This window comes from Haloarcula taiwanensis, assembly GCA_002844335.1.
GTDB classification, from domain to species: domain Archaea; phylum Halobacteriota; class Halobacteria; order Halobacteriales; family Haloarculaceae; genus Haloarcula; species Haloarcula taiwanensis.
This window is the reverse complement of the sequence record CP019154.1, coordinates 559,653-586,054: the sequence shown is the minus strand read 5'-3', so window position 1 is coordinate 586,054 and position 26,402 is coordinate 559,653. Positions and strand designations below refer to the sequence as shown.

Here is a 26,402-nt window from a genome sequence, read left to right as displayed (position 1 = left end):
CGCATGGATTACCAGCGCTACATCGACTGGGCGGACGACCGCATCGTCCACGATTCACGGAAGGTGGTGCTCCTCTTCCTGGTCGTGACGGTGGTCTTCAGCGCCGGCCTCGGAAGCGTCTCGACCAACTCCGGGACGTCACAGTTTACGACCGGGCTTCCGGCCGAAGAGGCACTGCAGGAGGTCAACGACAAGTTCTCGCCGGCCTTCTCTCCGGATACAGGGAGCACGCAGTTGATCCAGCGGGAGAACAACGTGCTCGCGAAGCCGGCGCTGCTACGGATGCTCAGGTCACAGCATCGGTTGGAAGAGCACGGAGCGCTCCGTGTCACGTCGACCTCAAGCGCCGCTACCATCGTCGCCCAGCAGCTAGATCCGGAGGCGAAGACGACCGAACAGCAGATCTATGCTGTCGAAGCCGCGACACCGGGAGAAATCGACGCTGCCGTCGGGCGCGCGGCCGAGCGGAACTCCCGGTTCAAATCGCTACTGAGCAAGGATTTCAACCGCAAATCCGCCTCAGCGTCGGCGACGATCGGCGTCGTCACGCACGAGGTTCCGGCCGGAATCTCGTCCGGGTCAGGCCAGGGCGGATCGAGTCCGCTGACGAGCATCCAGAAACAGGCCGGATTCACTGTCTCCAGCGCTGACAACGGTGGCATCACCCTGTTCGGGAGCGGCATCATCGCTGACGAGTTCTCGAACGTCGTCAGTGATTCGCTCATCCTGACCGTGCCCGCAGCGGTGCTGTTCATCCTCTTTTTCCTGACGATTGCCTACCGCGACCTCGCAGACATGGCGCTTGGCCTTATCGCGCTGTTTATGGCCGTCGTCTGGACGTTCGGCTTCATGGGACTTGCCGGTATCCCCTTCTCGCAGATGCTCATCGCCGTGCCGCCGCTGTTGCTGGCGGTCGGTATCGACTTCGGAATTCACGCCGTCAACCGGTATCGGGAGGAGCGCGAAACCGGAGCGTCTATCCAGAAGTCGATGCGAATCACGACTGACCAGTTGCTCGTCGCCTTCTTCATTGTGACGGGGACGACAGTCATCGGGTTCGCCGCGAATCTCACCAGTGCACTGCCGCCGATTCAGGACTTCGGCTACGTGGCCTCTGTCGGTATCACGTTTACCTTCCTCATCTTCGGGGTGTTCCTACCCGCCGCAAAGGTAGAATTGGATCGGCTCCGTCAGCGCTTCCCCATTCCGACGTTCAGTGAGACGCCGCTGGGCGCGGAAGACTCAGCACTCAGCGACGTGTTGCGCGGCGGTGTCGTCATCGCGAATCGCGCCCCGATCGTCTTCCTCGTGCTAATCCTGATATCCACGGTCGGTGCCAGCTACTACGCCACCGGCGTCTCGACCTCGTTCAGTCAGGAGGACTTCCTGCCGCCCGAGGAGAATCCAGACTTCGTCGAATCCCTGCCGGAACCGTTCGCTCCGAGCGAATACACCGTAACGGAGGTGACGAACTTCCTCGATGACCGGTTCGATACGACCCAGTCCAGTCAGGCGACGGTGTACGTAGAGGGGCCAATGCGGAACGATGCGGCGCTTGAGCAGATGTATCGGGCGGGTGACAACCCGCCGGATTCGTTCGTCCGAGAGGACGGGCGCGCTGAGTCGACGTCTATCGTCACGGTCATTCAAGACCGAGCAGCAGAGGACCCCGAATTCCGCCGGATGGTCGAGCGTAACGACCAGAACGACAACGGAGTCCCAGACGATAACCTCGAGGAGATATACGAGTATCTGCTCGACTCGTCGGACCGGAGTACGGCGTTAGAGTACATCACCGAGGACTACCGGAGCGCGCGCGTCGTCTACACGGTTGAATCGGACGCGACCGACGCCGAGGTGACCGCCGATACGCGAACCGTTGCCGAGGACTTCCGGTACGAGGCGACGGCGACCGGCTCAATCATCGTGTTCCAGGCCGTCTCGGACCTTATTCTGGAGTCAGCCATACAGTCACTGGCGATTGCGCTTGCCGGGTCGTCGGTGTTCCTCATTCTCATCTACAATATGCTGGAAGGGCGGCCGTCGCTTGGTCTCGTGAACATCATTCCTGTCGTCGTCACGGTGGCGTGGCTCGGCGGCACGATGCGGGTGCTTAGCATCCCGTTCAACGCGCTCACAGCGACAATGCTGGCGATAACCATCGGGCTGGGGGTCGACTACTCTGTCCACGTCACCCACCGGTTCGCCGACGAGTTCGAGGAAAACGACCTCGAAACGGCGCTAGACCGGACTGTTCGCGGGACCGGCGGGGCGCTGTTCGGGAGTATGCTCACCACGACGTTCGGCATCGGTGTGCTCGGGCTGGCTGTGTTCCCCGCAATCGGCCAGTTCGGCATCCTGACGGCGTTGTCGATCGGGTACGCGTTCCTTGCTTCCCTACTGGTGATCCCCTCCGCGCTCGTCGTCTGGGACCGGGTGTTCAACGCTGACTGGTCGGTCGGTGGCATACTCGGGTTCGGGCGGTCGCAGCCACCCGCACCCGTCGAAGGCGACGACTGACCGGGTCAGTAGGACAGACGACCACACGTCGGTCGTGTCTGGGCGAAACACGCCACTGAAGCCTTTATTTGATGCCGTCGCTCTAGCACTCGTATGACTCACGTCGTTATCATCGGCGCGTATGGGAGTGCCGGGGCCGCAGTCGCCGGCGACCTTGTCGAGGAGGAGGACATCGAACTCACGCTCGTCGACAACGGCGAGCCCGGCGGTGGCCTCTGTATCCTTCGTGGCTGTATGCCGTCCAAGGAAGTGCTCTCCGCAGGTGCACACCGCTTCCAGGCGCGCCACGACGACCGTCTCGTCGGCGACGTGCCCGAAGTCGATCTGGAAGCCGTCGTCGAACGGAAGGACGACCACGTCCTCGGCTGGGCGGGACACCGCCGGGATTCTATCCACGAAATGGCCGAGCGCGACGACGTGACGTTCATCCACGACACTGCCACGTTCGTCGACGAGCATACGGTCCGGGCCGGAGGCGAGGAACACGAAGCCGACTACGTCGTCATCGCGACCGGCTCCAGCGTGAACATCCCAGACACACCCGGAATCAACGAGGTCGACTTCATGACGAGCGACCAGGTGCTCGATGCCACTGAGTTCCCCGACTCTGGCATCGTGATGGGCTTTGGGTACATCGGGATGGAGATGGTGCCGTACCTCGCCGAGGCCGGTGGGATGGAACTCACAGTTATCGAGCACGACGACCGGCCCATCGACGAGGGCGACCCGGAGTTCGGCGACGAGGCGCTCGACATCTACGAGGACAACTGGGACGTGACCGTTCCGACGAACTGCTACGAGAAGGAACTGGAGGAGACAGAAGACGGCGGCGTCCGCCTCACCGTCGAGTACGACGACGGCGGCGAGGAAACGTTCGAGGCCGACCAGCTGTTCCTGTTCACCGGCCGTCGCCCGACCGTCGAGGGCTTGGGGTTAGAGAACACGTCCATCTCAGTGGAGGGCGACTGGGCGAAAGACACGATGCAGACCCGCGACGCCGACCACATCTACGCCGTCGGCGACGTCAACGGCAAGGAGCCGATTCTCCACGTCGCCAAGGAGCAGGGCTTCACCGCCGCCGAGAACATCGTCCGGCAAGAGTCCGGTGGCTCGCTCGAAGACTACCGGAATGTCCACCACCACGTTATCTTCTCCGGGCTCGGCGTCTATCCGTTCGCTCGCGTCGGCCACAACGAGGAGACTGCGAAAGAAGCGGGCTACGACATCGTCACGGCGACGCGACAGGCCAGCGACGACGGCGTGTTCAAATCGAAAGACGTGCCCGAGGGCCTTGCGAAACTCGTCGTCGACGCGGAGGACGGAACAGTACTCGGCTGGCAAGGGATGCACTACCACGCGGACAGCTTCGCCAAGACGTTCCAGACCATTGTCGAGCTCGGCCTTGACGTGCGTGACCTGCCGGACCGGGCCTACCATCCGACGCTCCCGGAGAACGTCGACGGACTCATTCGGGACTGCGTCGACCAGTTATAGGCGGTCGACCTGAACCCCGGTCACGTCGAATCGCACCCCGCCGCCATCGCTTTCTGCGACAGTTATTCGCCCACCGTGTGCGTCGACGATTTCGGAGACAATAGCCAGCCCGAAGCCGGTCCCGTCGTCGCTCGTTGTGTAGCCGCGCTCGAACACCTGCTCACGCTCGTCCTCGGGAATCCCGGGGCCGTCGTCCGCCACGTAGAACCCCCGCCCACCCGAGAGCGTCCCGACGCGAACAGTCACGGGGTCGTCGCTGTGCTCCACACTGTTTCGGAAGAGGTTCTCGAACAGCTGCTGGAGGCGCGTCTGGTCGCCCGTGATTTCCGCGTCCGTCTCAATTCGTTCGAGCGTCGCGTCCGAGCTTTCGACAGTGTCCCAAGCGGCGGTGATGATATCGTCTAACGACGTTTCGTTCGCGTCGATGACCTTGTGGCCGCCGCGAGCGAGCGCGAGCACGTCGTCGATGAGTTCGTCCATCCGTTCGAGTGACCGGTGGAGCGACTCGATGTGCTCCGGATTCCCGTCGTATTCTTCCTCAACAAGCGTGAGCCGGCCGAACGCCACGCTAAGCGGGTTCCGGAGGTCGTGGCTGACGACGCTGGCGAAGTCCTCCAGACGGTTCCGCTCGCGGGTGAGTTCCTGCTCGCGGCGTTCGCGCTCTTGCTCGTAGCTGACCCAGTTCCCCATCAACTCGACGAGTGTGACTTCCCACTCAGAGAATGAGTCACGGGGGTCCGTACCGTAGAAGCAGAACGTCCCGAACACTGACCCGTCGACGATAACAGGAGTTCCAAGGTAACAAGAGATGCCCATCTCCGTGTAGCCAGCCCTTTCGGCCAGATCTGGCCGGTCTTCAGCGATATCGGCCAGCACCAGCGTCTGCTCCTCGATGACGGCCCGCTCGCAGTTCGTTGCCTCCAGCGGGACCGTATCGCCCGCTTCGGTAGTGCCCGTCCGGTCGGTTACGATTTCGAAGACGTATCTGTCACCGTCGATACGCGAGAGTGCGGCCGTCTCCGTTCCGAGGACGTGTTGGCCGATTTCGAGCAAGCGCTCGACCTTCGCCTCGAAATCCATGTCTTTGCGCGAGATGACGGCATAGATTTCTCTGAGCGTTCGTTCTCTCCCTCTGAGCTTCTCCTCGTGTTTCTGGCGCTCCGTGATGTCACGGAAATACACCGAGATGCCTGTCGACGACGGGTACACGGACACCTCAAACCACGTCTGTAGCGGCTCGAAGTACGCCTCGAAGGATGTCGGCTCCTGGTTCGACATCGCCTCCCGATACCGCTTGCTGAACTCCGTCCCCTCTATGGACGGAATCACCTCCCAGATGTTGCGCCCCAGCAGGTCCGTCGTCGCTCCGTCCCCCTTCATCGCACGCTCGATGATGCGCCGACCACGCTCGTTGGCGTACGTGAACTCCCAGTTCTCGTCAACAGCGAAGAACGCGTCGGTCATCCGGTCGAGGATGTCCGACTCCTCCCGGGAGCGAGCAACGGCAGCGGTGATCCGCTGTCGAAGCAGTTCCGTCTGTTCCGAGAGGGGCGTCTTCGTCACGTAGTCCGTGACACCGGCCGAAATGGCCTCGCTGGCCACGCTCTCGTCTCCGTCATCAGTAAACAGCAGAAACGGGAGGTCAAACGACCGGTCCCGAACAGCGCCCAGCAGTTCGATCCCGTTCCGGGCCGGCAATCGATACTCGCTGACAACACAGTCGTAGGACGCGTCTTCGAGGGCACTGAGGGCGTCTGTTGCCGTTTCACAAACCGTCACAGTGAATTCGTCGGCGCTATCAGTCAGCGTCTCTTTGACCGCTGTGATATCGTCACAGTCCTCGTCGACATAGAGGACACGGACCTGTCCAGCAGTTCCATCGGCCCCGTGACGGTTCGGCGTGGCCACGGGTGTATCCATACGTCTTTCAGGGAATGTGGGGATAAAGTTGTACCGCCGGTAAGCTTTCATTACCAGGGTCGTACCCGGGACAGCGGCTGTGAAGTCAGTCAGAACGGCGCGAGGAAAGTACCGGAATCTCGTCGATTCGGTCCGCGGAAAGCGCGTCCCAATCGACGCCCGTCGGCGTCGTGTGCGTAGTGGCTGTCTCGACAGTCCGGTCCGGCGTCACGACCGAGTCTATCGGCACGTCGTGGTCGTCGACAGGAACGGTAGTGTCGACGACGCCCTCCGGACCGCCCACAATCTGGAGTTCGTGGACCGTCGTCACGACCGGCGTCGTCTCGTCGACCAGTCCCAGTTCCCGGAGGACAGCGTATTCGAGGTCACTGTACCCCTCGCCCTTGCCGATTCGTGCGCCGTCTTCAGTGACCGCGACCGACCCCGACACGACGAGGTCGACGCCTCCGACCGCCTCGGGACCGACCTGTCGCGCGTGGTCCGCAACATTCGAGATGGCCGGCGCGGCCTCGATATCATCGAGGTCGTCGGGGTCGAGTTCGTAGAAACACCGCTCGTCCCGAAGCCGGGGTACAGCCATATACACCGTCTTTCCGGCCCGCAACGCCGCCCGTCGGGCCGGAAGCTGTGGCGAGTCCGGGTTCGCCTTGACCGTCTCGGCGGCGTCCCAGACTGCGGTCTCTGTCAGGCGCAGTGCGGCCTCACTCGCGCCCTCAAAGTTCGGAATCCGGTCGTGGGGCGGGAACGGGAACCGGGCGACGCCCCGTTCTTCCAGCGCGTCCCAGACTGTCTCACGGATGCGTTGTTTGTCCATGCCGCTATGGCCTCCGCCGTGAGAGCGTGCTGACGAGGGCAAGTACTGCGAGAAGCGCCCCGACGGCGGTGAATCCGGGACCGCTGGCGTCGGTCGTGGGCTGGTCAGTGTTCGGCGTGTGGTCCGCGGGCGTGGGCTCGCTCGTCTGGGTCGCGGCCGGCGTCACAGCCGACCGGGGAACGTAGCTGTCGGCGTCGTAGCGGTCCGGATAGAGCTGTGCGGTAGCGTTGTGGGCGAACGAGACCACACTCCGTGGCGCAGGCTGGTTGATATTCCGTACCCGGACGGAGACCGTCGTGTTGGTCTCGCCCGCGGTCGTGCTGGCGTATGGTTCCGTCTGCGCGATGGTCGCCGTGTTCTCGGTGACGAATAGAACATCCGGGTCAAGCTTGAGGATGACCTCGTCGTTGAGCTGTGGGTATTGCGTGTGGTTGCGCGCGGCGACGTTCTCCGCGCCGGCGAGTTCGATGAGCGACGTGACGAAGGTGTTACCCGCCGCCACGTACCCTCCGCCTAGCGGGTACAGCGCCGTCGGTCGGTCAGCAACGCCCGTGGTGACCTGCCGAACGGCGTCGACGTTCGCGTCCATCCAGGCGTTCGCTTCGGTCGCGCCCTCGCAGTTGCCGGTCAGTCGACCGATGGTCGTTGTCTTTGCCCGTATGTCCTCGATAGTCGTCGCGGCGGGGAGGTGATACACGGTGAGGCCAGCCTGCCGGAGCGGGGCCACGTCACCGGCGCTGGCGTTCGGTGCAATCACCAGGTCCGGGTTCGTACTGACGACACGCTCGACGTTGACACCGAAGCTTGCGGAGACGTTCGTTCGGCTCTCAGCGCCGTCCAGATAGCTCGCATACTGAGTGAGCCCGACCACCTGGGAGCGGCCGCCGATCTCCCACATCGTCTGGGCGGCCGAGGGATTGGTCGTCGTCACCCGCTCCGGACGCTCCTCGATCGTGACCTCAGTCCCGGTCGCGTCGGTCACCGTGACCGGGAACGAGCAGCCGTCCGCCTGCGTGTCAGCTGCTGCTGACGCCGGAGTGATACCCGCGAAGGAGCCGATGAGCACGACAAAGACATAGACGAGAGCACGTCGTCGCATACCCTATGCGGGTGTCAGGAGCAATAAATACTTATCTACTGCAAGTGGGCTTTCATACATGCGTTTCGCGGGTCGGACCGTCGGGTGGTCGGCTGGGCTCGTCGCCGTCCTCTGTGCCGTGGTGACGACGAGCGCCGGCATCGGTCCAGTGTGGATTCCGCCCGCCGTCGTCGGGAAGGTGCTGCTCAACGCCGTTGTCGTCCCGACGGGCATCTCTATCTCAGGCCCTACGGTCGACGTGACCACGGCCCACATGTTTTCCTACGCCGTAAGCGACCTTCGGACACAGATTGTGATGCAGGTCCGGCTCCCCCGAATACTGCTCGGTGCGGTCGTCGGCTTCTCGCTTGCCGCCGCAGGGACGATTATGCAAGGGATTTTCCGGAATCCGATGGCTGACCCCTCTATCATCGGTGTGTCCTCCGGCGCGGCCGTCGGCGCGGTGGGCTTCATCGTCGCACCGGTCGTCATCCCGTTCGGGCTCGGGCTCCGCGGCGCAGCCTTCGCGGGGGCGCTGGTCGCGGCCTTCGGCGTCTATCTCATCGCGACGCGGAACGGGCGTACGCCGGTCGCGACGCTGTTGCTGGCCGGCGTGGCGATACAGACGTTTCTCGGCGCGGTCGTTTCCTTCCTGTTGCTCCACAGCGGCGAGAGCATCCGCCGGGCGCTGTACTGGCTGATGGGACATCTCAAGGGTGCGTCCTGGCCGGAAGTGACCACCAGCGTCGTGCTCGTTGCTATCCCATTCGCCGTGTTACTGGCGTACGCACGCGACCTGAACGTCATGCTGCTCGGCGAGGAGGACGCACAGAGCCTCGGTATCGAGGTCGAACGAACCAAGCGAGTCCTGCTCGCGCTGTCGGCGGTCATCACAGCGGCGGGCGTCGCCGTCGCCGGCATCGTCGGCTTCGTCGGCCTCATCGTCCCCCACGTGATGCGGTTGCTCGTCGGGCCGGACCACCGGATACTGCTCCCGACGGCGGCCCTCGCCGGGGCGTCGTTCCTCGTAGCGACGGACACGCTGGCACGCTCAGGCAGCGCCGAGGTCCCGGTCGGCATCGTCACCGCCGTCCTCGGCGCGCCGTTTTTCCTGTACTTGCTCCGGAAGCGGGAGGTGCACGAGCTATGAACGGCGGAGCTGGGTCCGACAGTGCCGACCCGGAACGGGGTCGCTCCGGACCGATACTCGACGTGTCTGGCCTCGCGGTATCATTCGGCGACCAATCGGTCGTCTCAGACGTCGATTTCAGCGTCGACCGCGGGTCGCTTGTCGGTCTCGTCGGCCCCAACGGCGCGGGCAAGACGACCGTCCTGCGAACGGTCAAGGGGACGCTCGACCCGGACCGCGGCACGGTTCGCGTCGACGGCGAACCGATTTCGGACCGCTCGGCGAAGGCGGTGAGCCGCCTCGTCGCGAGCACGCCACAGGGTACCGCGCTGTCATTCGATTTCAGCGTCAGACAGACCGTTGAAATGGGGCGGACACCGCATCTCGGCCGGTTCGACCGGATGGACGAGGGCGACCGTCAAGCCGTCGAGCGGGCGATGGAGCGTGCGAGCGTCGCCCAGTTCGCCGACCGGCCGTTCACCTCGCTCTCGGGCGGCGAGCGCCAGCGGGTCCTCCTCGCTCGGGCGCTTGCACAGGAGACCCCAGTGCTCCTGCTGGACGAACCGACGGCGAACCTCGACATCAACCACGCCGTCCGCACGCTCGAACTCGTCCGGACGCTGGTCGAGGACGGAAAGACGGCCGTCGCCGCGATTCACGACCTCAATCTGGCCGCCCGGTACTGCGACGAACTGGTGTTGCTCGCCGGCGGCGGCATCCGCGCCGCGGGCCGTCCCGCGGACGTGCTAACGAGCGACACGCTCCGTGACGCCTTCGACGCGGAGACGCTGGTGACGACCCAGCCCGGCACCGACGCGCCGCTCGTGACACCGCTGCCCGAACAAGAGGCGGTCGACCGCCGCGTCCACGTCGTCGGCACCGGTAAGCCGGCGGCGTCCGCCGTCTCGACGCTCGTTGGTGCCGGCTGTCAGGTCAGTGTCGGCGTTGTGCCCGCCGGCGATATAGCCGCCGAGCGGGCGCAGGACCTCGACTGTGAGACGGTCACGGTCCCGGCCTTCGCGGGCATTGACGACGCGACCCGCGGGCGTGCGGTCGAACTCGCCCGGGCCGCCGACGCCGTCGTGACGGCGGGCGAAACCAGTGACGGCAACAGCCCGGTCGTCGAGGCTGCCGGTACCTGTCTTGCTGTCGAACCGGACGAGAGCACCTGCACAAGCGCCGCTCACGACACCGTCCCACTGGCTGCGCTCCCCGCAGCGGTCGCGTCCTTGCCGGCCGCACCGGAGCGCGATGCGAAACCGACGCTCAGGCAATCGACCACTGACTGAGAACAGCAACACCGATACTGCTCGTTCACGTATTCTGCCCGTGGACGACACGATTGCGTGGCTCCGGAACCGTCCGTACTACGAGGGACAGATCGTCGACCAGCGGACAGTACCCGGACGGGACGCGCGGACCGCGGACTGCGACGTGACGGACCGGCTCACCGGCGTTCTCGAAGACCGGGGCATCACGGACCTCTACACCCATCAGGTGGACGCTATCGAGGCCGTCCACGGCGGCGAGAACGTCGTGCTCGCGACCGAGACGGCCAGCGGCAAGAGTCTCGCCTACACCGTTCCGGCGTTCGAGCGGGCGCTTGACCGCCGGGCGACGACACTATACGTCGCCCCACAGGTCGCGCTCATCAACGACCAGACCGAGACGCTGTCGGACTTGGCACAGGGCCTCGGCTTCGCCTCTGGCGTCGCTGTCGCCCAGTACACCGGCCGCCAGTCGAAATCGGAGAAAGAGGCCATCAGGGAGCGCCAGCCGACGGTTTTGCTGACGACGCCGGACATGCTCCACTACGGCATCCTCCCACACGCTCATCGGCTGTGGGACTGGTTCTTCCAGCGGCTCGAAACCGTCGTCATCGACGAGGTGCACGGCTACCGCGGCGTGTTCGGCAGCCACGTCTCGCTCGTGATGCGCCGCCTCCAGCGGGTCGCCGAGCGCTTCGACGCCGGGAGCAGGGGCGCAGGAAGCGATGGCGGGACCACGGGCGGCCCGGAGTGGGTCTGTTGCTCGGCGACCATCGGGAATCCCGTGGAGCACGCGGCAGCGGTCACCGGCCAGCCCGAGTCGTCGTTCGCGCTGGTCGACGAGGACACCAGCGCCAGCGGGCCGCGACACTGGCTGCTGTGGAACCCGCCCGAGTACGAGGGCGAGGGCTGGGGCAGCGGCCGGCGGCGGTCGAACCACGTCGAGACCAAGCGGCTGTTCGTCGACCTCGTGGCGCGTGGCCTCCAGACGGTCGTCTTCGCCGGGTCGCGCCAGACCGCAGAACGGTACGCCAGCGACAGCGCCGACGAACTCCGCGACCGCGGGGAACACGACCTCGCGGACGCCGTCGGCGCGTACCAGGCCGCGCTGACCGACGAGCGCCGCCGCGAACTGGAGCAGGGCCTCCAGTCCGGCGACCTCCGGGGCGTCTGGTCGACCAGCGCGCTCGAACTGGGCGTCGACGTGGGCGGCCTCGACGCCGTCCTGCTCGACGGCTACCCCGGCACGCGGATGCGAGCCTTCCAGCAGGCCGGACGGGCCGGCCGTGGGACCGACCCGGCGCTCGTCGCGCTCGTCGGCGGCGAGGACCAGCTGGACCAGTACGTCCTTCGCAACCCCGACGCGCTGTTCGAGACGGGGGCCGAGCAGGCCGTGACCAATCCCGAAAACGAGCAACTGCTCCCGTCTCACGTCCACGCGGCCGCCTGTGAGAACTGGCTGTCGCCCGACGACGACCGCCACTTCGGCGAGACGTTCCCCGACGTGGTTTCCGGCCTCGAATCGGCCGGGAAGCTCGACCGCCGCCAGACCGACCAGGGGATGCGCTGGCTCGGCAGCGGCAGCCCACACCACGAGATGAGCCTGCGGACCGTCGACGACGGCGAGGTAAAGCTCGTGGCGAACGGGGACGTGATAGCGAAACTCTCCGTGGAAGACGCGCTACGCGATGCCCACCCCGGCGCGATTTATCACCATCAGGGGCGGCGGTACGAGGTGACCGACCTCGACCTCAACGCAGGTGTGGCCGAACTGTCCCGGACGTGGGCGGACTACTTCACGCGGGTCCTCCACGACAAGACCATCACCGTCGAGGCCGACCTCGACGAGCGGCGACTGCCGGCCCGCGGGGACGTGCCGGTCCGCTTCGCCTCGGTGACGATGCGAAAGCAGATAACCGGCTACGAGCGCCGCGACGGCTCCTCGGGGGAAGTGCTCGGCCAGCGCGCCCTCGACCTGCCCGAGACGACGCTGGAGACGAAGGCGCTGTACTACACGGTGCCGTCGGAACTGGAAGCGCAGATTCGCCGCGGCGAGTACGGACCCGACAGTGGCGACGGCGGCAGTCTATCAGGCGACGCAGTTGCTGACAGCGGCGAGGCCGGAGACTTCCCGGGCGCGATTCACGCCGCCGAACACGCCATGATTTCGATGTTCCCCTTCGAGTACCTCTGTGACCGCGGCGACATCGGCGGCCTGTCGACGCCCCGGCACCCCCACACTGACGAGCCAACCATCTTCATTTACGACGGGTACCCCGGCGGTATCGGTCTGACGCGGGCCGGCTATCACGACATCGGGCCGCTGATGGACACCACGCTCTCGATGCTGCGCTCGTGTAACTGCGCTGACGGCTGCCCGGCCTGCGTGCAGTCGCCCCACTGTGGCAACGCGAACGACCCGCTGGACAAACACGGCGCGATACACCTACTGAACGGGCTGCTGGAGCGGTAGCGGGACCGTCCAGTTCTGGAGCCGACTCAGGCGTCGTCCGTGGCCTTCGGTAGCGTGAGTCCGACGATGGTCCCCCGCGGCTCGTTGTCTTCGACCCAGACGTCACCACCGTACGCGTCGACCAGCGTCTGAACGAGATAGAGGCCGACGCCGGTCCCCGCACTGTCCGGTCGCTTCTCCCCACATTCGAACACCGCCCGTTTCTGCTCGTCCGGAATTCCCGGGCCGTTGTCGGCGACAGTGACCTGAAACACGTCACCGTCGTCAGTCACGTCAACGACGACCGACGGCGTTGCCGAATCGTTGTGCTGGATTGCGTTAGTGAGAACGTTCCGGAACACGGAGGACAGGAGTTCGTCGGCTTGCACCTGTACCGACGGGAACTCGTCCGGGACGGTGACATGTGCGTCGGTGTATGTCGCTGTGATATCCTCGGTCACCGAAGACAGAACTGGTCCAAGGGCGACCGGCTCGGTCTCCCAGTCCGTCTGTCGCATTACCGCCGCGAGGTTTCCAGCCGTCTCAAGCAGTTCCACGGCCGACTGGCTACTCTCCTGTATCCCGTCGACGTGTTCTAGGGCGTCGCCGCTGCAGTAGTCCCGGAGCAGTTCCGCCCGGCCGCTGATGGTCTGCAGGTGGTTCGTGAGGTCGTGACGGACGATCTGATTCAGCAGGTCGAGGTTGTCGCGCTGCCGTTTCAGCTCCCGCTCGCGCTCGATCCGTTCGAGGGTAGAGAGTACGTTCTTCCCGAGTATATCGGCCAACTGCGTCTCACGTTCGGTCGGTTCGGCTCGCTCATCCGTCCCGGCAGTCAAAAGCCCGTACTCGCCGAGTGGGACGCTGATACCCCCGTGCAGCGGTGCATCCGATGCGGCTTTGTCTGTCGAAACGAGGACTCGCTGTGTCTCGTCGGATTCATACTGGTCCCACAGCCAGCTCCCGCGCTCGTGTCGCATGACCTCTCCCGGGTCGTCTGGAACCTGAACGTGCTCTCGAAGCGGGTCAGAAATCACCTCTGCTGTGAGCGCGCTGTCGGTGGCCTCCCAGAAGACGCTGAACGGGAAATCGAGAATCGCGGTTGCAGTCTCGACCGCGATTACCGCGACCTCAGACTGGTCCTCGGCGGCCATCAGTCGCCGCATCGCCACGTGCAACTCCTCGATTTGGTCCGCTGGAGGCGCCTGGGGGGGAGCGGACTCGGAGTTTGACCCCATTTTTAGTTTCTTATTTTGACTTGAATATAAATGTTCTTTTTGTATGTCACAAGGACACACTCGACGTGTCCGTCACTCACTGCTCGCTCGCGAACCCGACACACGTTCGGCTGTTGGTCACCGCTGTGGCGGCTAGCTGAAGTCTTCCAGTCGCAACTGGTCGGGGTGGATACCGTCCGGTTCGCTCGCACCGAGTAAACGGGGTAATGCCGTGTTCGCGAACGTCATGCCGACGACGAGCAGTATAGGGGCAAAAAAGAGCCCGTAGAACCCCAGCACGACCGGGCCGAGCGTATACGCCAGCATCAGGAGCCCGACGTGCGTGCTCTCGCCGCTGAGAAGTGGCCGGAGCAGCAGGTCCGGAATCGTGTCGACGACGACCACCGCGACGAGGAGGAACCCAAGGACGTACACGAGCAGCGACGACTGCCCGTCAAGCACCACCGGGAGTGCGGTGATACCGGTCAGCGGGAGGTAGATGATCTTCATCCCGACGACGGGAATCAAGCTCGCGATACCGGTCAGCGCGCCGGCGAGCGTCGGATACGGGACCTCGACGGCTGCTGGCGCGACGACGTTATAACCGGTGAATGCAGCGATAGCGATAAGCGAAATCGCCAACACGTTCAGGAGATTGCCGAACAGCACCGCTTCCAGTTCCTCGTCGACGGCTTCGAGGTACTCACGGATGATGGCCCCATCGTCGAACCGGAGCAGCCATTCGCGGATACGCCGCCCGTCCACCAGCAGGTAGTACGTGACGATGGTCGTGATGAACAGATTGAGAACGAACTGGGAAGCGACCGAGGTAAGCACCATCGCGTTTTCGCTGAGGAAGTCGACGAACGGCGTGAGCTGCCCCGACTGGTAGGCGCTGTACAGCCCCTCGACGGTGAGGTCCGGCACGGACTCTGCCCCGTCCAGCCAACTGATGTGCGTTGCAGCCACGTCAACGAGCGCGTACTGGGTCACGAACTGTCGGGCTTCGACAATGAGGAGGACGGCCGCATAGCTGACGAGCAACAGGAGGGGGATCGCCAACGAAGCCATGACGACGACCGCACGTACCCGCGCCGGAAGGCGAAGCCTGCGCAAGGAACTGTAGTACCGTCGCGTCGAATAATAGAGGAACACGGAGACGGTCAACGCCGCGATGAACTGATATGCGAGGACACTGACCACCACCGCAACAGCGAGACCAAAGAGGGCGACGACGAATCGCTTCTCGTCCATATACGTACCATTTTGTGAATAAGTATAAACGTACGGGCGCCGGGAATCCCGCAGACAGCGCGGGTCGAACCCTGTTCGGACCGGCGCTATTCGGGTCGCTCGCGCGTCGGCTCAACGCTGTCGTGGACGCCGATCTCGCCGGCGAGTTCGTGCTGGCTCGTGTCGCTGAGGTCGATGCCTTCCGCGTGGCAGTCCTCCTTCACCTGCCGGATGAACGCGGCCTTGACTGACGCGAGTCGGTTCCGCCGTTCGTTGGGAATCCAGATCCGGCCTGTCAGGATGATCGCCGTCGACGCGAGGTCGGTGACCCTGGCTGTCGGAGCTGGCTTCTCCGAGACGTGGTCGAGGTCGCGGGCGGCGTTTTCGATGATAGCCTGTACCGTTTCGATATCGTCCTCGTAGCCGATACCGAACTGGTAAGAAATCCCGACGGGGCCAGTCGATGTCTGGTTCGTCACCGCGCTCGTTGCCAGTGCCGTGTTCGGGACGATGATGCGTTCGTTGTCCAACGTCCGAATCCGGGTCACCCGCAGGTCGATATCGACCACCGTCCCCTGCATCCCGTTCCAGGCGATGACGTCACCGACGTTCAGGTCTGGGTCAGTCACGATGAACGCGCCGGCGACAAAGTTCCCGAGCACGTCCTGTGCCGCCAGTCCCACTGCCAGTGTGATACCTGCCGCCAGCAGGGTCGACCCCGCAAGCGCGCCCTGAAAGCCCGCAACGCTAGCACCGATTACCACCGCAACGACAACCGACAACAGGTGGACAGCACTGGTCAGCGCACTGGCAACTGTCTTGTTAGTCTCCATCCGTGTCAGCAGCCATCGGGCCACCGGCACGGCGATCAGCCGGCCGAGAGCGTAGAGTAGCGCCGCGACCGCGAGGAACTGCGCCCCGTCGGTCGCGAGTTGGCCGTACGTCGAGGCGATGTCGATATCTAGACCCGCCGGGAACTGCATACCGTTTCTCGTAGCCCAGCGGATATGAAATCAGGGTGTCACGTCCGGCCTCGTAGCGACCTCGCTGCTCACCCGACGCGCTCGTTCAAAATCAACCTCGTCTTCGTCCCGACAACCTCTTCGAGTTCACGCGCCTGCGTAATGAGTCCGTTGACCGCGTCGGTGTCAGCGGCGTCGACGACGACGACAATGTCCTCCTCCCCGGAAACCTGCCAGACGAAGTCGACCTCCTGCCAATCGGCGATACGGTCCGAGACCTCGGCCGTGTCGACGTTTACGTCGACGCTAACCTCGATCATCGCTTTCACGTTGCCGGTCCGCGTCGCGACGGTGAAACGCTCGATAACGCCGTCGTCGACCAGTCGTTCGACGCGGTTTCGCACAGTCCCTTCCGACGTACCGACCCGGTCCGCGATTTCCGTGTACGGGGTTCGGGCGTCCCGGCGGAGTATCGAAAGTATCTCTCTGTCGAGGTCGTCCATCGAGATGAGATAATATCACCGGTCGTGACTTGAGGATTGCGAAATTCGAAACTCGTCTTCGAAAGCAACCCTTATGGCCGACTATAGTATACGCATCTCGTAATGGCTGACGCATACGTGGCAATCGAAGGCGACCGCGTCATCGAGGCGCGCGCTCGCGCTCCGGGGACGGCCCGCGGCGAACTGGTCTTTACAACAGCGTACACCGGGTACGAGGAGAGTCTCACCGATCCGTCCTACGAGGAGCAGGTCCTGACGTTCTCCTATCCGCTCATCGGGAACTACGGCGTCCGAGAGGAGCGCTTCGAGTCCGACCGCGTCCACCCGCGCGCGGCCGTCGCCCGCGAGATGACCGACGATGTGGCCGAGTGGCTGGCATCAGAGGGCGTTCCCGCTGTCGACCATCTGGACACGCGCGACATCGTGACCGAAATCCGCGACGAGGGGGCGATGAAATGCGGCATCGCCGCTGGTCCGGACGTGACCGAGCAGGACGCGCTCGACGAACTCCACGAGTGCAAGCACATGTCCGACCACACCGACATCGGCGCGCAGGTCTCCGTCGACGAGATGGAGGTCCACAACGAGGGCGGCGACGGCGCGACGGTCGCGCTGGTCGACTGCGGTGCGAAGGGCTCTATCGTCGAGTCGCTTGTCGAACGCGACGCCGAGGTCCATGTCTTCCCGTACGACGCCAGTGAGGACGACGTAGCCGCCGTCGACCCGGACCTGCTGTTCATCTCGAACGGCCCGGGCGACCCACAGAACTTCGAGCAGGCCGGCGAACTCGTCGAGACCTACGTCGGTGACGTGCCGCTCGCCGGCATCTGTCTCGGCCAGCAGGTCGTCGCCAACGCGCTCGGCGGCGAGACCGAGAAGATGGAGTTCGGCCACCGCGGCGTGAATCAGCCCGTCCGTGACCTGCGCTCGAACCAGGTCGTGATGACGACCCAGAACCACGGCTACACCGTCGCCGACCCCGGCGACAAACTGGACGTGACTCAGGTCAACGTCAACGACGACACGCCGGAGGGGCTGGAGAACGACGACCTGAACATCATCACGCGCCAGTACCACCCCGAGGCCAACCCCGGCCCGCACGACTCGCTTGGCTTCTTCGACGATGTGCTGGGGATGGCGGGGGAATAGCGCGGTTCGGAGCGAGCAACGCGAGCGAGAACCGCGAGACGCGAACGGCGCAGCCGTGAGCGGGGAGAGCCCGAGCGTAGCGAGGGGTCTCCGAATGCCCGAGCGGGGAACGAAGTGCTCTGGGAACAGTAACGCGGTTTGCACGCGCCTGAGCCACGTCTTTCAGTCGCTGTCGTCGTCGATTGGCTGCCCGCGATAGTACGTCGTCTGGTCGCTGTCTTCGGTTTCGTGTGTGGTGTCTTGCGGTGCAACGGGGCGGCCGCGATACATCACCCGGTTGGCGGTGTCGTCGCCGTCGATTGCGTCCGGACGGTCCTGCTGGTGTGTCTCGATGAACTCGGCGGCCGCGTTGAGGGTTGCTTTGTCGGTCTTGCGGTGTACCCAGCAGTGGTACATTTTCCGTGGGGTGCGGAGCGCGAGGCGGTGCGCTCGGAACCCGGACTTGGTGGTGACGTCGGCGACCGACTCGTGTGGGATCTCGATGACATCGTCGTCCTCGGCTTTCCCAATGAGACAGAGGGTCCGGCGGCCGGTGACCAGAATGACTGTCCGGCGGTCGCCGACCGGTGAGTCGGTCTTGCGTTTCGTCCCGCGTCCGATGCCGCGCTTCCCGTTGGTCAGGAGATACGCCGGGGCTTCAGCCCCGTCGAGGTACGTCAGCGGTGGGTTGTTCAGCGGTGGTGACTCGGAGAAGCGACTCTTGTATCCAGCGAGGACTCCCGCCGTGACCGAATCACCGGGGGCCATCTCAGCGACTGTCTCCGCCCGCTTGATGACGTCCTCTCTCATCGACTTCCCGGAGCAGCGACAGCGATTGCAACGCGATCCATACAGCTAATGTCACAGCCCCGGAGATGAGTGTTACGAACGTGCCATTATTGGCGCAGAACAGGACATGTAGTCACCAATACCCCATTCATTACTATTTATAGCCACAATATCGACACAACAGTTATGAGATAGAATACTTGCTTCGATACGCAGAAAAAGCTGCGAAAGCACAGACACGCTATGACTCCTGCCTGACGCCTCTGAATTCGAACCGTGCACCGCCGTCGTCGCTTTCTGTCACGGACACCGACCAGTCGTGTGCTTCTGCGATCTCCTCGACGATAGCGAGCCCGAACCCGGTGCCTCCGTCAGTGGTGGTGTAGCCGCTCTCAAACACCATTTCGTGTTTTTCTGGCGGGATACCATCGCCATCATCGGCAACATAGAACCCTGAACCGTCGAGTTCACCGATTTTGACAGTGACGTCTGAGCCGCCGTGTGTCACGGCGTTGTTGATGAGATTTTCGAGGAGTTGACGAACGCGGCTCTCGTCGGCGTGGATTGGGCTTTCAGCCGGGATTTCGAGGGTAGCGTCGTCAGTCTTGACGGCCCGCCAGCAGGACCGTGCAGTCGATTCGAGGTCGAGCGGCTCCGTCTCCGACACTGTATCCCCCTCGCGGGCGAGGGTTAGCAGGTCCTCAATGAGCTCCTTCATGCGGTCGATTGCGCGGAAACAGCGGTCGAACTGCTCGTCCTCGCCGGTGTCTCTGGCAAGGGTGAGCGAACCTTCGAGGACGCCGAGCGGGTTCCGGAGGTCGTGACTGACGATGCTCGCAAACTCTTCGAGCCGGTCGTTCTGTCGCTCCAGTTCCTCGCGGTACTCGATCCGGTCAGAGATGTCCCGAGAAATGACAACAAGCCGAGTTACCGCCCCGTCAGCGAAGATCGGCGTTACCTGTGTTTCCCAGACACCGGTGGGGCCGAGGTCCCGCTCCTCGTATGTGATGGTCTCGCCAGCCGAGACACACCGCTCGTAGTGGTCAGCGATTCGCCGACCGATGTCCGGACCGGCGGCCTCGACCGGGGTCTGCCCGGTCAGCGAGTCGGTGTCGAATCCGGTCTGGCGTTCGTAGGCCTCGTTCGTCCGGACGTAGCGGAACGTTGGACCATCTGCCGACCTCTCGATGTCGACGAGCGCGATAGCGTCGTTCGTGTTCTCGAACACCGCCTCGTACTCGTCAGTGAGTCGGGCCAGTTCCTGTTCGCGCCGTTTCTGGTCGGTGATGTCGGTCGCGACGACACAGAGAGCGTAGGGCTCGCCGTCCTCGTCGAGTATCGGTGTCTTCCGCGTCAGATGTGTCCGATCTGTCCCGTCGACAGGGATCACCGTTTCGACTTCGACGGTCTCTTTCTGTTCGAGGGCCCGCTGATCGTCGGCGTGGGTCTGCTCCGCGATGTGGTCCGGGAGAATATCGTAATCGGACATTCCGACGACGGACTCGTCGGCGTCGATCCCGTAGAGGTCACGGGCCGCGCTGTTGATGAACAGAAATCGACTATCGGTGTCTTTCATCAGGATGTAGGTCGGGGCTGTGTCGAGAATGACCTGGAGTTTGCGGCTCGTGTCTTCGAGTTCCTGTTTCCGCTCTTTGTGGTCGGTCACGTCCTGATGGATCCCCACTGCACGGACCGGGTCGCCGTTCTCGTCGCGTTCGAACACCTTGCCGATGTCGCGGATCCACCGGTACTCACCGGTGGCCGTCCTGAGCCGGTGGTCACATTCGTAGATCTCCGTCTCGCCGTCGAGATGGGCGTTCAGCGCCTCGTATGTTTGCTCGCGGTCCTCCGGGTGTATCAGTTCGTCCCAGGTGTCGACCGTGGGTTCGAGTTCGTCCAGCGAGTACCCGAGCATGTCGGCCCACCGCTCGTCGAAGGTGACCGCGTCCGTCTTGACGTTCCAGTCCCAGACGCCGAGTTCGGCACCTTCGAGCGCGAGTTCGTGCCGCTCTGTGAGCGTTCTGAGTTCTTGCTGCCGGTCGAGTCTGGAAAGCGCCTCCTCGGTGTTCGCAGCGAGGGTTCGCATCAGCGAGACCGATGCGCCCTCGAACGCGGCGGCGTCAGTCGAGCCGGCGACCAGCACGCCGTGGTCGCCCAGCGGGAGTAGTATCTCGCTGCTGATGTCGGTGTCGGGGTTGTAGCGGTCAGGGTGAGTGGAGATATCGTCGAAGACGCGCTGTTCACCGGAGTCGAACACCTCCCAGACGAGACTGTCACCCTCGCTAAACGTCGGGTGCTCGCCGATACTCGCCTGTGCCTGGTCGGTCGCCGCGGCCGGTCTGAGAAGGTCGGCTGACTCGTCGGCGAGAAAGACAGCGCTGAGCGGCAGTCCGAGCAGGTCGCGTGCGGTTTCGACGACCAGTGCGGCGACATCCTCGCGAGACTCGGCGTGCATCAGCTCCCGCGTTGTGTCGTGCAACGCCTCGATGCGCTGCTGTCGCCGCCGACGCTCCGTTATCTCCTGAAACTGTGAGAATATCGCGACAGTCTCTCCGTTCTCTCGGATGATGCGGTTGTGCCACTCACAGACAATCTGCTCACCGTTACCGGTCTCGATATCGAGTACCGTATAGTAGCCGCCGCTGCCTTCCTGCAGGGCCGTGATCGTCTCTTCGACTGCATCCCGCGACGAGTCCGGAACGAGCGTCTCAAATCCCGTGCCGACGAGCGCCGACTCCGCTCGCTGCAGGATTTCTTCGCCTTTCTCGTTGACCTGCGCCACCTCAAAGCTCTCGTCCCACTCGATGACGCCGAGCGGCGACTTATCGATAAACAGCGAGAGTCGCTTCCGGCTCGCGTCCAGTGCTTGCTGTGATCGGTACTGCTCGACCGCGTTAGTGATGCGGTTGGCGAGAATCGTGTACTGGTCAGTCCCCTGCTGCTTCTGGAGGTAGTCAGTCACACCGGCCGAAATGGCCTCACTGGCCACTTCCTCGGAACCTTTCCCAGTAAAGAGGATGAACGGGAGGTCTTCATCGACAGCCCGGACAGATTCCAGAAATTCGATGCCGTCCTGCCCGGGCATATCGAAATCGGAGACGACACAGTCGATTGGTTCTTCGCTGAGCCGGGTGAGTCCCTCGTTCGCCGACGTTGCCGAGACCACGTCGAACCGGTCGTCGGTACGGCTGAGAAACGCTGCCGTCATCGACGCGAACTCGGGGTCGTCCTCGACGTGGAGGACACGTACGGCATCGGCCATGAATGATACATGGGCGGGTCCAACGAATAAGTATTTGTGCCCGTCTGTTCGAGTGATCGGAATCAGTGCTACCGCAATGAGCGACCTGTCCCTGACGGGCGGTCGGGTTACTCAGCGCCCCACTCGCGCTGGGTCTTTGGCCGCTCGTCAATGGCCTGTACAGCGAGTGGCTGGTCGGCGGAGTTGATCGCTTCAAGCGCCGCCTCAGCGCTCTCGTGGGTCGAGAAGTACGTCACCGTCTCCTCGACACAGGCTTCAAGCACGTCGCGGTCGCGGGAGAGGACGAGGTCGACCTCGCCGCTCTGGATGGCGTCGATGATGGCGTCGGTGTCCTCGTAGTCGTCGAAGTCCCGCACGTCGAAGTGCTCCTCGAAGCCGAGGATGGGCAGGTCGACGATGGCCGTGCCTTCGAGCGGGATTGCCTTGCCGACGGCCATCTGGGCCTTCTGGTAGGCCTTGCCGAAGGAGCCGGCGGTGCCCATGACCTCGCCGGTGGATTTCATCTCGGGGCCGAGACGCGGGTCCGAACCCGGCAGGCGGTCGAACGGCAGGACGACCTCCTTGACAGAGACCTGCTCGGGAATCTGCTCCTGCACGTCAAGGTCGGACAGCGACGCGCCGGACATCACCTTGGCGGCGATTTTGGCGATTGGGACGCCGGCGGTCTTGGAGATGAACGGGACAGTGCGCGAGGAGCGCGGGTTCGCTTCGAGGACGAACACCTCGCCGTCACGCACCGCCAGCTGGACGTTCAGCAGGCCGACCGTATCCAGCGCGTCGGCGATGTCCTCGACGACCTCGCGGATGCGGGGCATCACGTCCTTGATTTCCTGGGAGCGGGGCGGAATCATGCAGGCCGAGTCCCCGGAGTGGACGCCGGCGGTTTCGACGTGTTCCATCACGCCGCCGATGAGGATGTCGTCCTCGTCGGCGACAGCGTCGACGTCCAGTTCGACGGCGTCGGCGAGGAACTCGTCGACGAGAATCGGCTTGTCCGGGCTCACGCGGACGGCCTCCTCGATGTACGTTTCGAGGTCGTCGTCGTTGTAGACAACGTCCATCGCGCGGCCGCCGAGCACGTAGCTCGGGCGCACGAGGACCGGGTAGCCGATGTCGTGGGCCAGGTCCAGCGCCTCCTCCTTGGAGGTCGCGGAGCCGCCCTCGGCCTGTGAGATGCCGAGTTCGTCCATCAGTTTGTTGAAGCGGTCGCGGTCCTCGGCGAGGTCCATCGCGTCGACGGACGTGCCCATAATCTCACAGTCGAGGTCGCGGCGCTTGAGTTCCTGTTCGAGCGGGTGGCCGATGTCGACGGAGGTCTGGCCGCCGAACTGGACCATCACGCCGTCGGCGTTGGTCGCCTCGATGACGTCGGCGACCTCCTCGGCGGTGACCGGCTCGAAGAACAGCCCGTCGGAGGTGTCGTAGTCGGTCGAGACCGTCTCGGGGTTGTTGTTGACGACGTGGGCGTCGATGCCCAGTTCCTCCAGCGCGCGGACGGCGTGGACCGAGCAGTAGTCGAACTCCACGCCCTGCCCGATGCGGATGGGGCCGCCGCCGACGACGACGACGCTCTCTAGGTCGGGGTCTATCTGGAGTTCGTTGCGGTCGATGCCCGACAGCGGGTCTCGCGTCGAGTAGTAGTACGGCGTCGTCGCCTCGAACTCGCCGGCGCAGGTGTCGACGAGCTTGAAGTCGCGGTCGGTCGTGTCCGTCTCGACGTTCTCGATCTGCACACCGCTACCGTCGGTCGCCGCCTCGACTTCCGGCTCGTCGCCGCCGTCTTGGTCAAGGTCGGCCGGGAGCCAGGAGACGTGCGTGTCGTTGAACTCGCCGCCGGCCAGCGCGGTTATCTCTTGGTCGGTGAAGCCGGCCTGTGCAGCGGTCTCGTAGTCACCATCGCGGGCGGCCTCGGCGGCGTCGGCGACCTCCTTGAACCGCTCGACGTACCACTCCTTGATGTCGGTGATGTCGACGACTTCCTCGACGGTGTAGCCGCGACAGAACGCCTCGAACATCGCGTACGGGCGGTCCGGCGTCGGCTTCTCGAGGTACTCCGTTTCCAGTTCCGCGTCGGCTATCTCGTCGAAGTCCGCGGCCGGATTGTACTCCGAGGAGCGAAGCGCCTTCAGCAGGCTCTCGGGGAAGGTCCGCCCGATTGACATCGCCTCGCCGGTCGATTTCATCGCCGTCGAAAGCTCGAACTCGGTGTCCTGGAACTTGTCGATGGGCCAGCGTGGCACCTTCGTCACGACGTAGTCGATGGCCGGCTCGAAGGCGGCGGTCGTCTCGCCGGTAATCTCGTTCTCGATTTCGTGGAGCCGTTTGCCGAGCGCGACCTTCGCTGTCACGCGGGCGATGGGGTAGCCGGTCGCCTTCGAGGCCAGCGCCGAGGAGCGGGAGACGCGGGGGTTGACCTCGACGACACGGTACTCGCCGCCGGGCGTGCCGTCGTCGTGCCAGGCGAACTGGATGTTACAGCCGCCCTGGATGCCGAGGTCGCGGATGACCTTCAGCGCGGAGTCGCGCATCTCCTGGTGGCCCTCGTCGGGGATGACCTGCGAGGGCGTGACGACGGTCGACTCCCCGGTGTGGATGCCCATCGGGTCGATGTTCTCCATGTTGCAGATGATGATACAGGAGTCGTCGGCGTCGCGCATCACTTCGTATTCGAGTTCGACCCAGCCCGAGATGGACTCGGTGATGAGGACCTCGTTGTTACGCGAGAGGCGCAGGCCCTTGCGGACGCGTTCGATGAGTTCGTCCATCTCGTCGACGACGCCGGAGCCGGACCCGCCCAGCGTGTACGTCGTGCGTGCGATTACGGGGAGCCCGCCGACCTCGTCGACGGCGGCTTCGACGCGGTCGACCAGCGACTCCTCGTCTAGGTCGGTGACCGACTCGCCCTCGTCGAGCGTGATGGTCGTCGAGCGGGGCACCGGCTCGCCGATGTCCTCCATCCGCTGTTTGAACAGGTCGCGGTCCTCCGTCGCGTAGATAGTGTCCAGTGGCGTCCCCATCACGTCCACGTCGTACTCGTCGAGGACGCCCTCCTCGGCGAGTTCGGCCGTGACGTTCAGGCCGGTCTGGCCGCCCAGACCGGCGATGACGCCGTCGGGGTTTTCTTTTCGGATGATCTCAGAGATGGCCTCAGTGTTGATGGGTTCGAGATACACCTTGTCCGCCATCTCCGGGTCAGTCATAATCGTCGCCGGGTTCGAGTTCACGAGCACGACGCGGGCACCCTCTTCCTGGAGGGCGCGACACGCCTGTGCGCCGGAGTAGTCGAACTCGGCCGCCTGGCCGATCTTGATCGGGCCGCTGCCGATGAGCAGGATTGTACGGTCCTCGTCCGCTGTCATTGTACGAGCGGAGTCTATACATCGTAATAAGCCCGGCGAAAGGATGCGAAGCTCGAAGCCTAATTTCGAATATCGTAACACCTGAGCGGCACACGGAAGACACTCTTAGAGATGTGTACCAAGAGAGGATTCGAGCGGTAGCGTTGCTGAATCCGGTCAGTTGTCGCGGTCGGGAACACGATACCGATAGGGCTGGCCCTGAATGACCTCGACCTCGCCGGACTGGGCACGACGGCCCAGGACTGTCGCAACGCGGTGAGCGCTCCCGACCGCCTCGTCGTGTTCCTCCAGCAAGTCACAGATCTCGCGGGCCGTCAGTGTGCTGTCAGCGTCGGCTTCTTCGAGCACTGTCAGGATGCGCTCGAACTCTCCCTCACGCATAGCCATACACAGTCACAACACCGCAACTACCATATAACACCGTCAGACAACAGTCAGACGGCTGATTTCGGGAAATCAGCCGACGGCGGCGCGTCGCTGGCTGTCGGACAGGACAGGGTCGTTGTCTGTCGCGTTCCCCCAGCGCTTTCGGACCCACGTCGGTCTGGAGACGGCTGTCTCGCCGATCGCGGAGTACCTGATCTCGTAACTGACCCGAGCCTTTCTGGAACGATCCCAGTACGAGACAGTGAACGACTGGACGAGTCCGTCCGGCCGGACAGTCGCCTGCACGCTGTAATTGTCGGCCGGTTCGAACGCCGCAGGGGGCTCCGTGGCTGTGAGTATCACGGGACAGGTGTCACAGCCGTCCCTCGGCCGCTTGACGCTGACGTTCGTTGCGAGATATGCTTCGATGAGTCGAGCGGGATCAGGGTCGAGCACCTCGCGGACCGGGGTTGGCCGCCTCGTTGCGCTCCATGCACCCTGTGCACGTTCGTCGTAGACATAGCGCCGATTCCGGGTGTTGTACACTCGCTTGGTGTAATTTTTGTTGATGATTTCGGTCCGAAACTGATAGCGATACCTGTCTTCGACGACGAAGCTGACGATTTGAGTCCCCCATTCCAGCGAGAGCCGCATCCCCAGCACGTACGAGCGGTTCCGGGTCGCGCGCCGGTGGCCCGCCGCGAGTCGCCTGGCGTCGACAGCGTTCTCGGTCACAGCGGGGACGGCCCGGCTGTCCTGTGGCTGCTCTGGGACCGGAACCGGGGTTACCGTCTGTCGTTCCGCCCCGCCGAAGGCTCCGCAGCCGGTCAAAAGCACGAGTACGAGCAGGACCGCGAGACGACCTGCCATATGTGGGTGTGTGAGTGCACCACACTAAGTACTCAGGTCGG

The 26,402-nt window shown here is 63.9% G+C and carries 18 protein-coding genes; 6 read left to right on the top strand and 12 right to left on the bottom strand.

All coding sequences use genetic code 11. The features are described from left to right. The first annotated feature begins 3 nt into the window (after nucleotides 1-3). Together BVU17_03020 and BVU17_03015 are read left to right on the top strand one after the other, a co-directional pair. On the top strand, nucleotides 4-2,520 hold the full coding sequence (locus BVU17_03020; protein AUG46539.1) for an RND transporter: 2,517 nt from the start codon (nucleotides 4-6) through the stop codon (nucleotides 2,518-2,520). Between the two features lie 93 nt (nucleotides 2,521-2,613). Further along, nucleotides 2,614-4,014 carry a pyridine nucleotide-disulfide oxidoreductase gene (locus BVU17_03015; protein AUG46538.1) on the top strand — a complete coding sequence of 467 codons (1,401 nt, stop codon included), beginning with the start codon at nucleotides 2,614-2,616 and terminating at the stop codon, nucleotides 4,012-4,014. On the opposite strand, the gene BVU17_03010 is transcribed toward BVU17_03015, so the two are convergent. The 3 genes from BVU17_03010 to btuF form a co-directional block, all read right to left on the bottom strand. Next, entirely contained in the window at nucleotides 4,009-5,934 is a 1,926-nt protein-coding gene (locus BVU17_03010; GenBank protein AUG46537.1) for a two-component system sensor histidine kinase/response regulator, read from the bottom strand. The two genes, BVU17_03015 and BVU17_03010, sit on opposite strands and share 6 nt — an antisense overlap. Nucleotides 5,935-6,019: 85 nt before the next feature. Beyond that, complete coding sequence (locus tag BVU17_03005) at nucleotides 6,020-6,748, bottom strand: 5-formyltetrahydrofolate cyclo-ligase (protein ID AUG46536.1); 729 nt, start codon at nucleotides 6,746-6,748, stop codon at nucleotides 6,020-6,022. Nucleotides 6,749-6,752: 4 nt separating this feature from the next. Beyond that, nucleotides 6,753-7,847, bottom strand: a complete 1,095-nt coding sequence (gene btuF / locus BVU17_03000) for a corrinoid ABC transporter substrate-binding protein (protein AUG46535.1) — start codon at nucleotides 7,845-7,847, stop codon at nucleotides 6,753-6,755. 58 nt (nucleotides 7,848-7,905) lie between these two features. On the opposite strand from btuF, the gene BVU17_02995 reads away from it, so the two are divergent. Genes BVU17_02995 through BVU17_02985 form a run of 3 tightly spaced genes read left to right on the top strand, consistent with a single transcriptional unit; the run spans nucleotide 7,906 to nucleotide 12,696 of the window. After that, complete coding sequence (locus BVU17_02995) at nucleotides 7,906-8,976, top strand: iron ABC transporter (protein ID AUG46534.1); 1,071 nt, start codon at nucleotides 7,906-7,908, stop codon at nucleotides 8,974-8,976. After that, on the top strand, nucleotides 8,973-10,244 hold the full coding sequence (locus BVU17_02990; GenBank protein ID AUG46533.1) for an ABC transporter: 1,272 nt from the start codon (nucleotides 8,973-8,975) through the stop codon (nucleotides 10,242-10,244). Before BVU17_02995 ends, BVU17_02990 begins: the two co-directional genes overlap by 4 nt. Before the next feature lie 40 nt (nucleotides 10,245-10,284). Next, nucleotides 10,285-12,696, top strand: a complete 2,412-nt coding sequence (locus tag BVU17_02985) for an ATP-dependent helicase (GenBank protein AUG46532.1) — start codon at nucleotides 10,285-10,287, stop codon at nucleotides 12,694-12,696. A gap of 26 nt (nucleotides 12,697-12,722) precedes the next feature. On the opposite strand, the gene BVU17_02980 is transcribed toward BVU17_02985, so the two are convergent. The 4 genes from BVU17_02980 to BVU17_02965 form a co-directional block, all read right to left on the bottom strand. Then, nucleotides 12,723-13,910 (bottom strand): signal transduction protein, encoded by a 1,188-nt coding sequence (locus tag BVU17_02980; protein AUG46531.1) that lies wholly within the window; start codon nucleotides 13,908-13,910, stop codon nucleotides 12,723-12,725. Nucleotides 13,911-14,042: 132 nt separating this feature from the next. Beyond that, nucleotides 14,043-15,143 (bottom strand): AI-2E family transporter, encoded by a 1,101-nt coding sequence (locus tag BVU17_02975; protein ID AUG46530.1) that lies wholly within the window; start codon nucleotides 15,141-15,143, stop codon nucleotides 14,043-14,045. An 86-nt stretch (nucleotides 15,144-15,229) separates the two neighbouring features. Continuing rightward, nucleotides 15,230-16,105 carry a mechanosensitive ion channel protein gene (locus BVU17_02970; protein ID AUG46529.1) on the bottom strand — a complete coding sequence of 292 codons (876 nt, stop codon included), beginning with the start codon at nucleotides 16,103-16,105 and terminating at the stop codon, nucleotides 15,230-15,232. 68 nt (nucleotides 16,106-16,173) lie between these two features. Continuing rightward, complete coding sequence (locus tag BVU17_02965; GenBank protein ID AUG46528.1) at nucleotides 16,174-16,587, bottom strand: AsnC family transcriptional regulator; 414 nt, start codon at nucleotides 16,585-16,587, stop codon at nucleotides 16,174-16,176. 102 nt (nucleotides 16,588-16,689) lie between these two features. On the opposite strand from BVU17_02965, the gene BVU17_02960 reads away from it, so the two are divergent. Continuing rightward, nucleotides 16,690-17,736, top strand: a complete 1,047-nt coding sequence (locus BVU17_02960; GenBank protein ID AUG46527.1) for a carbamoyl-phosphate synthase small subunit — start codon at nucleotides 16,690-16,692, stop codon at nucleotides 17,734-17,736. A 162-nt stretch (nucleotides 17,737-17,898) separates the two neighbouring features. Here BVU17_02960 and BVU17_02955 read toward each other — a convergent pair whose 3' ends face one another. The 5 genes from BVU17_02955 to BVU17_02935 all read right to left on the bottom strand — a co-directional run bounded on the left by BVU17_02955 (nucleotide 17,899) and on the right by BVU17_02935 (nucleotide 26,361). Then, nucleotides 17,899-18,525: a hypothetical protein gene (locus tag BVU17_02955; protein AUG46526.1), complete on the bottom strand. Its 627-nt coding sequence runs from the start codon at nucleotides 18,523-18,525 to the stop codon at nucleotides 17,899-17,901. A gap of 220 nt (nucleotides 18,526-18,745) precedes the next feature. Beyond that, nucleotides 18,746-21,766, bottom strand: a complete 3,021-nt coding sequence (locus BVU17_02950; GenBank protein ID AUG46525.1) for a two-component system sensor histidine kinase — start codon at nucleotides 21,764-21,766, stop codon at nucleotides 18,746-18,748. Between the two features lie 107 nt (nucleotides 21,767-21,873). Continuing rightward, nucleotides 21,874-25,125, bottom strand: a complete 3,252-nt coding sequence (locus BVU17_02945; GenBank protein ID AUG46524.1) for a carbamoyl phosphate synthase large subunit — start codon at nucleotides 25,123-25,125, stop codon at nucleotides 21,874-21,876. A gap of 156 nt (nucleotides 25,126-25,281) precedes the next feature. Further along, a complete protein-coding gene (locus BVU17_02940) occupies nucleotides 25,282-25,512 on the bottom strand; it encodes a hypothetical protein (GenBank protein ID AUG46523.1) in 231 nt (76 codons plus the stop codon). Nucleotides 25,513-25,581: 69 nt separating this feature from the next. Further along, on the bottom strand, nucleotides 25,582-26,361 hold the full coding sequence (locus tag BVU17_02935) for a hypothetical protein (GenBank protein ID AUG46522.1): 780 nt from the start codon (nucleotides 26,359-26,361) through the stop codon (nucleotides 25,582-25,584). Nucleotides 26,362-26,402 lie beyond the last annotated feature (41 nt).

What these genes read in the sequence shown, in the direction of transcription:
- BVU17_03020 (AUG46539.1), top strand. Translation starts at nt 4, where the DNA reads ATGGATTACCAGCGCTACATCGACTGGGCGGACGACCGCATCGTCCAC.
- BVU17_03015 (AUG46538.1), top strand. Translation starts at nt 2,614, where the DNA reads ATGACTCACGTCGTTATCATCGGCGCGTATGGGAGTGCCGGGGCCGCA.
- BVU17_03010 (AUG46537.1), bottom strand. Translation starts at nt 5,934, where the DNA reads ATGGATACACCCGTGGCCACGCCGAACCGTCACGGGGCCGATGGAACT.
- BVU17_03005 (AUG46536.1), bottom strand. Translation starts at nt 6,748, where the DNA reads ATGGACAAACAACGCATCCGTGAGACAGTCTGGGACGCGCTGGAAGAA.
- btuF (AUG46535.1), bottom strand. Translation starts at nt 7,847, where the DNA reads ATGCGACGACGTGCTCTCGTCTATGTCTTTGTCGTGCTCATCGGCTCC.
- BVU17_02995 (AUG46534.1), top strand. Translation starts at nt 7,906, where the DNA reads ATGCGTTTCGCGGGTCGGACCGTCGGGTGGTCGGCTGGGCTCGTCGCC.
- BVU17_02990 (AUG46533.1), top strand. Translation starts at nt 8,973, where the DNA reads ATGAACGGCGGAGCTGGGTCCGACAGTGCCGACCCGGAACGGGGTCGC.
- BVU17_02980 (AUG46531.1), bottom strand. Translation starts at nt 13,910, where the DNA reads ATGGGGTCAAACTCCGAGTCCGCTCCCCCCCAGGCGCCTCCAGCGGAC.
- BVU17_02975 (AUG46530.1), bottom strand. Translation starts at nt 15,143, where the DNA reads ATGGACGAGAAGCGATTCGTCGTCGCCCTCTTTGGTCTCGCTGTTGCG.
- BVU17_02970 (AUG46529.1), bottom strand. Translation starts at nt 16,105, where the DNA reads ATGCAGTTCCCGGCGGGTCTAGATATCGACATCGCCTCGACGTACGGC.
- BVU17_02965 (AUG46528.1), bottom strand. Translation starts at nt 16,587, where the DNA reads ATGGACGACCTCGACAGAGAGATACTTTCGATACTCCGCCGGGACGCC.
- BVU17_02960 (AUG46527.1), top strand. Translation starts at nt 16,690, where the DNA reads ATGGCTGACGCATACGTGGCAATCGAAGGCGACCGCGTCATCGAGGCG.
- BVU17_02955 (AUG46526.1), bottom strand. Translation starts at nt 18,525, where the DNA reads ATGAGAGAGGACGTCATCAAGCGGGCGGAGACAGTCGCTGAGATGGCC.
- BVU17_02950 (AUG46525.1), bottom strand. Translation starts at nt 21,766, where the DNA reads ATGGCCGATGCCGTACGTGTCCTCCACGTCGAGGACGACCCCGAGTTC.
- BVU17_02945 (AUG46524.1), bottom strand. Translation starts at nt 25,125, where the DNA reads ATGACAGCGGACGAGGACCGTACAATCCTGCTCATCGGCAGCGGCCCG.
- BVU17_02940 (AUG46523.1), bottom strand. Translation starts at nt 25,512, where the DNA reads ATGGCTATGCGTGAGGGAGAGTTCGAGCGCATCCTGACAGTGCTCGAA.
- BVU17_02935 (AUG46522.1), bottom strand. Translation starts at nt 26,361, where the DNA reads ATGGCAGGTCGTCTCGCGGTCCTGCTCGTACTCGTGCTTTTGACCGGC.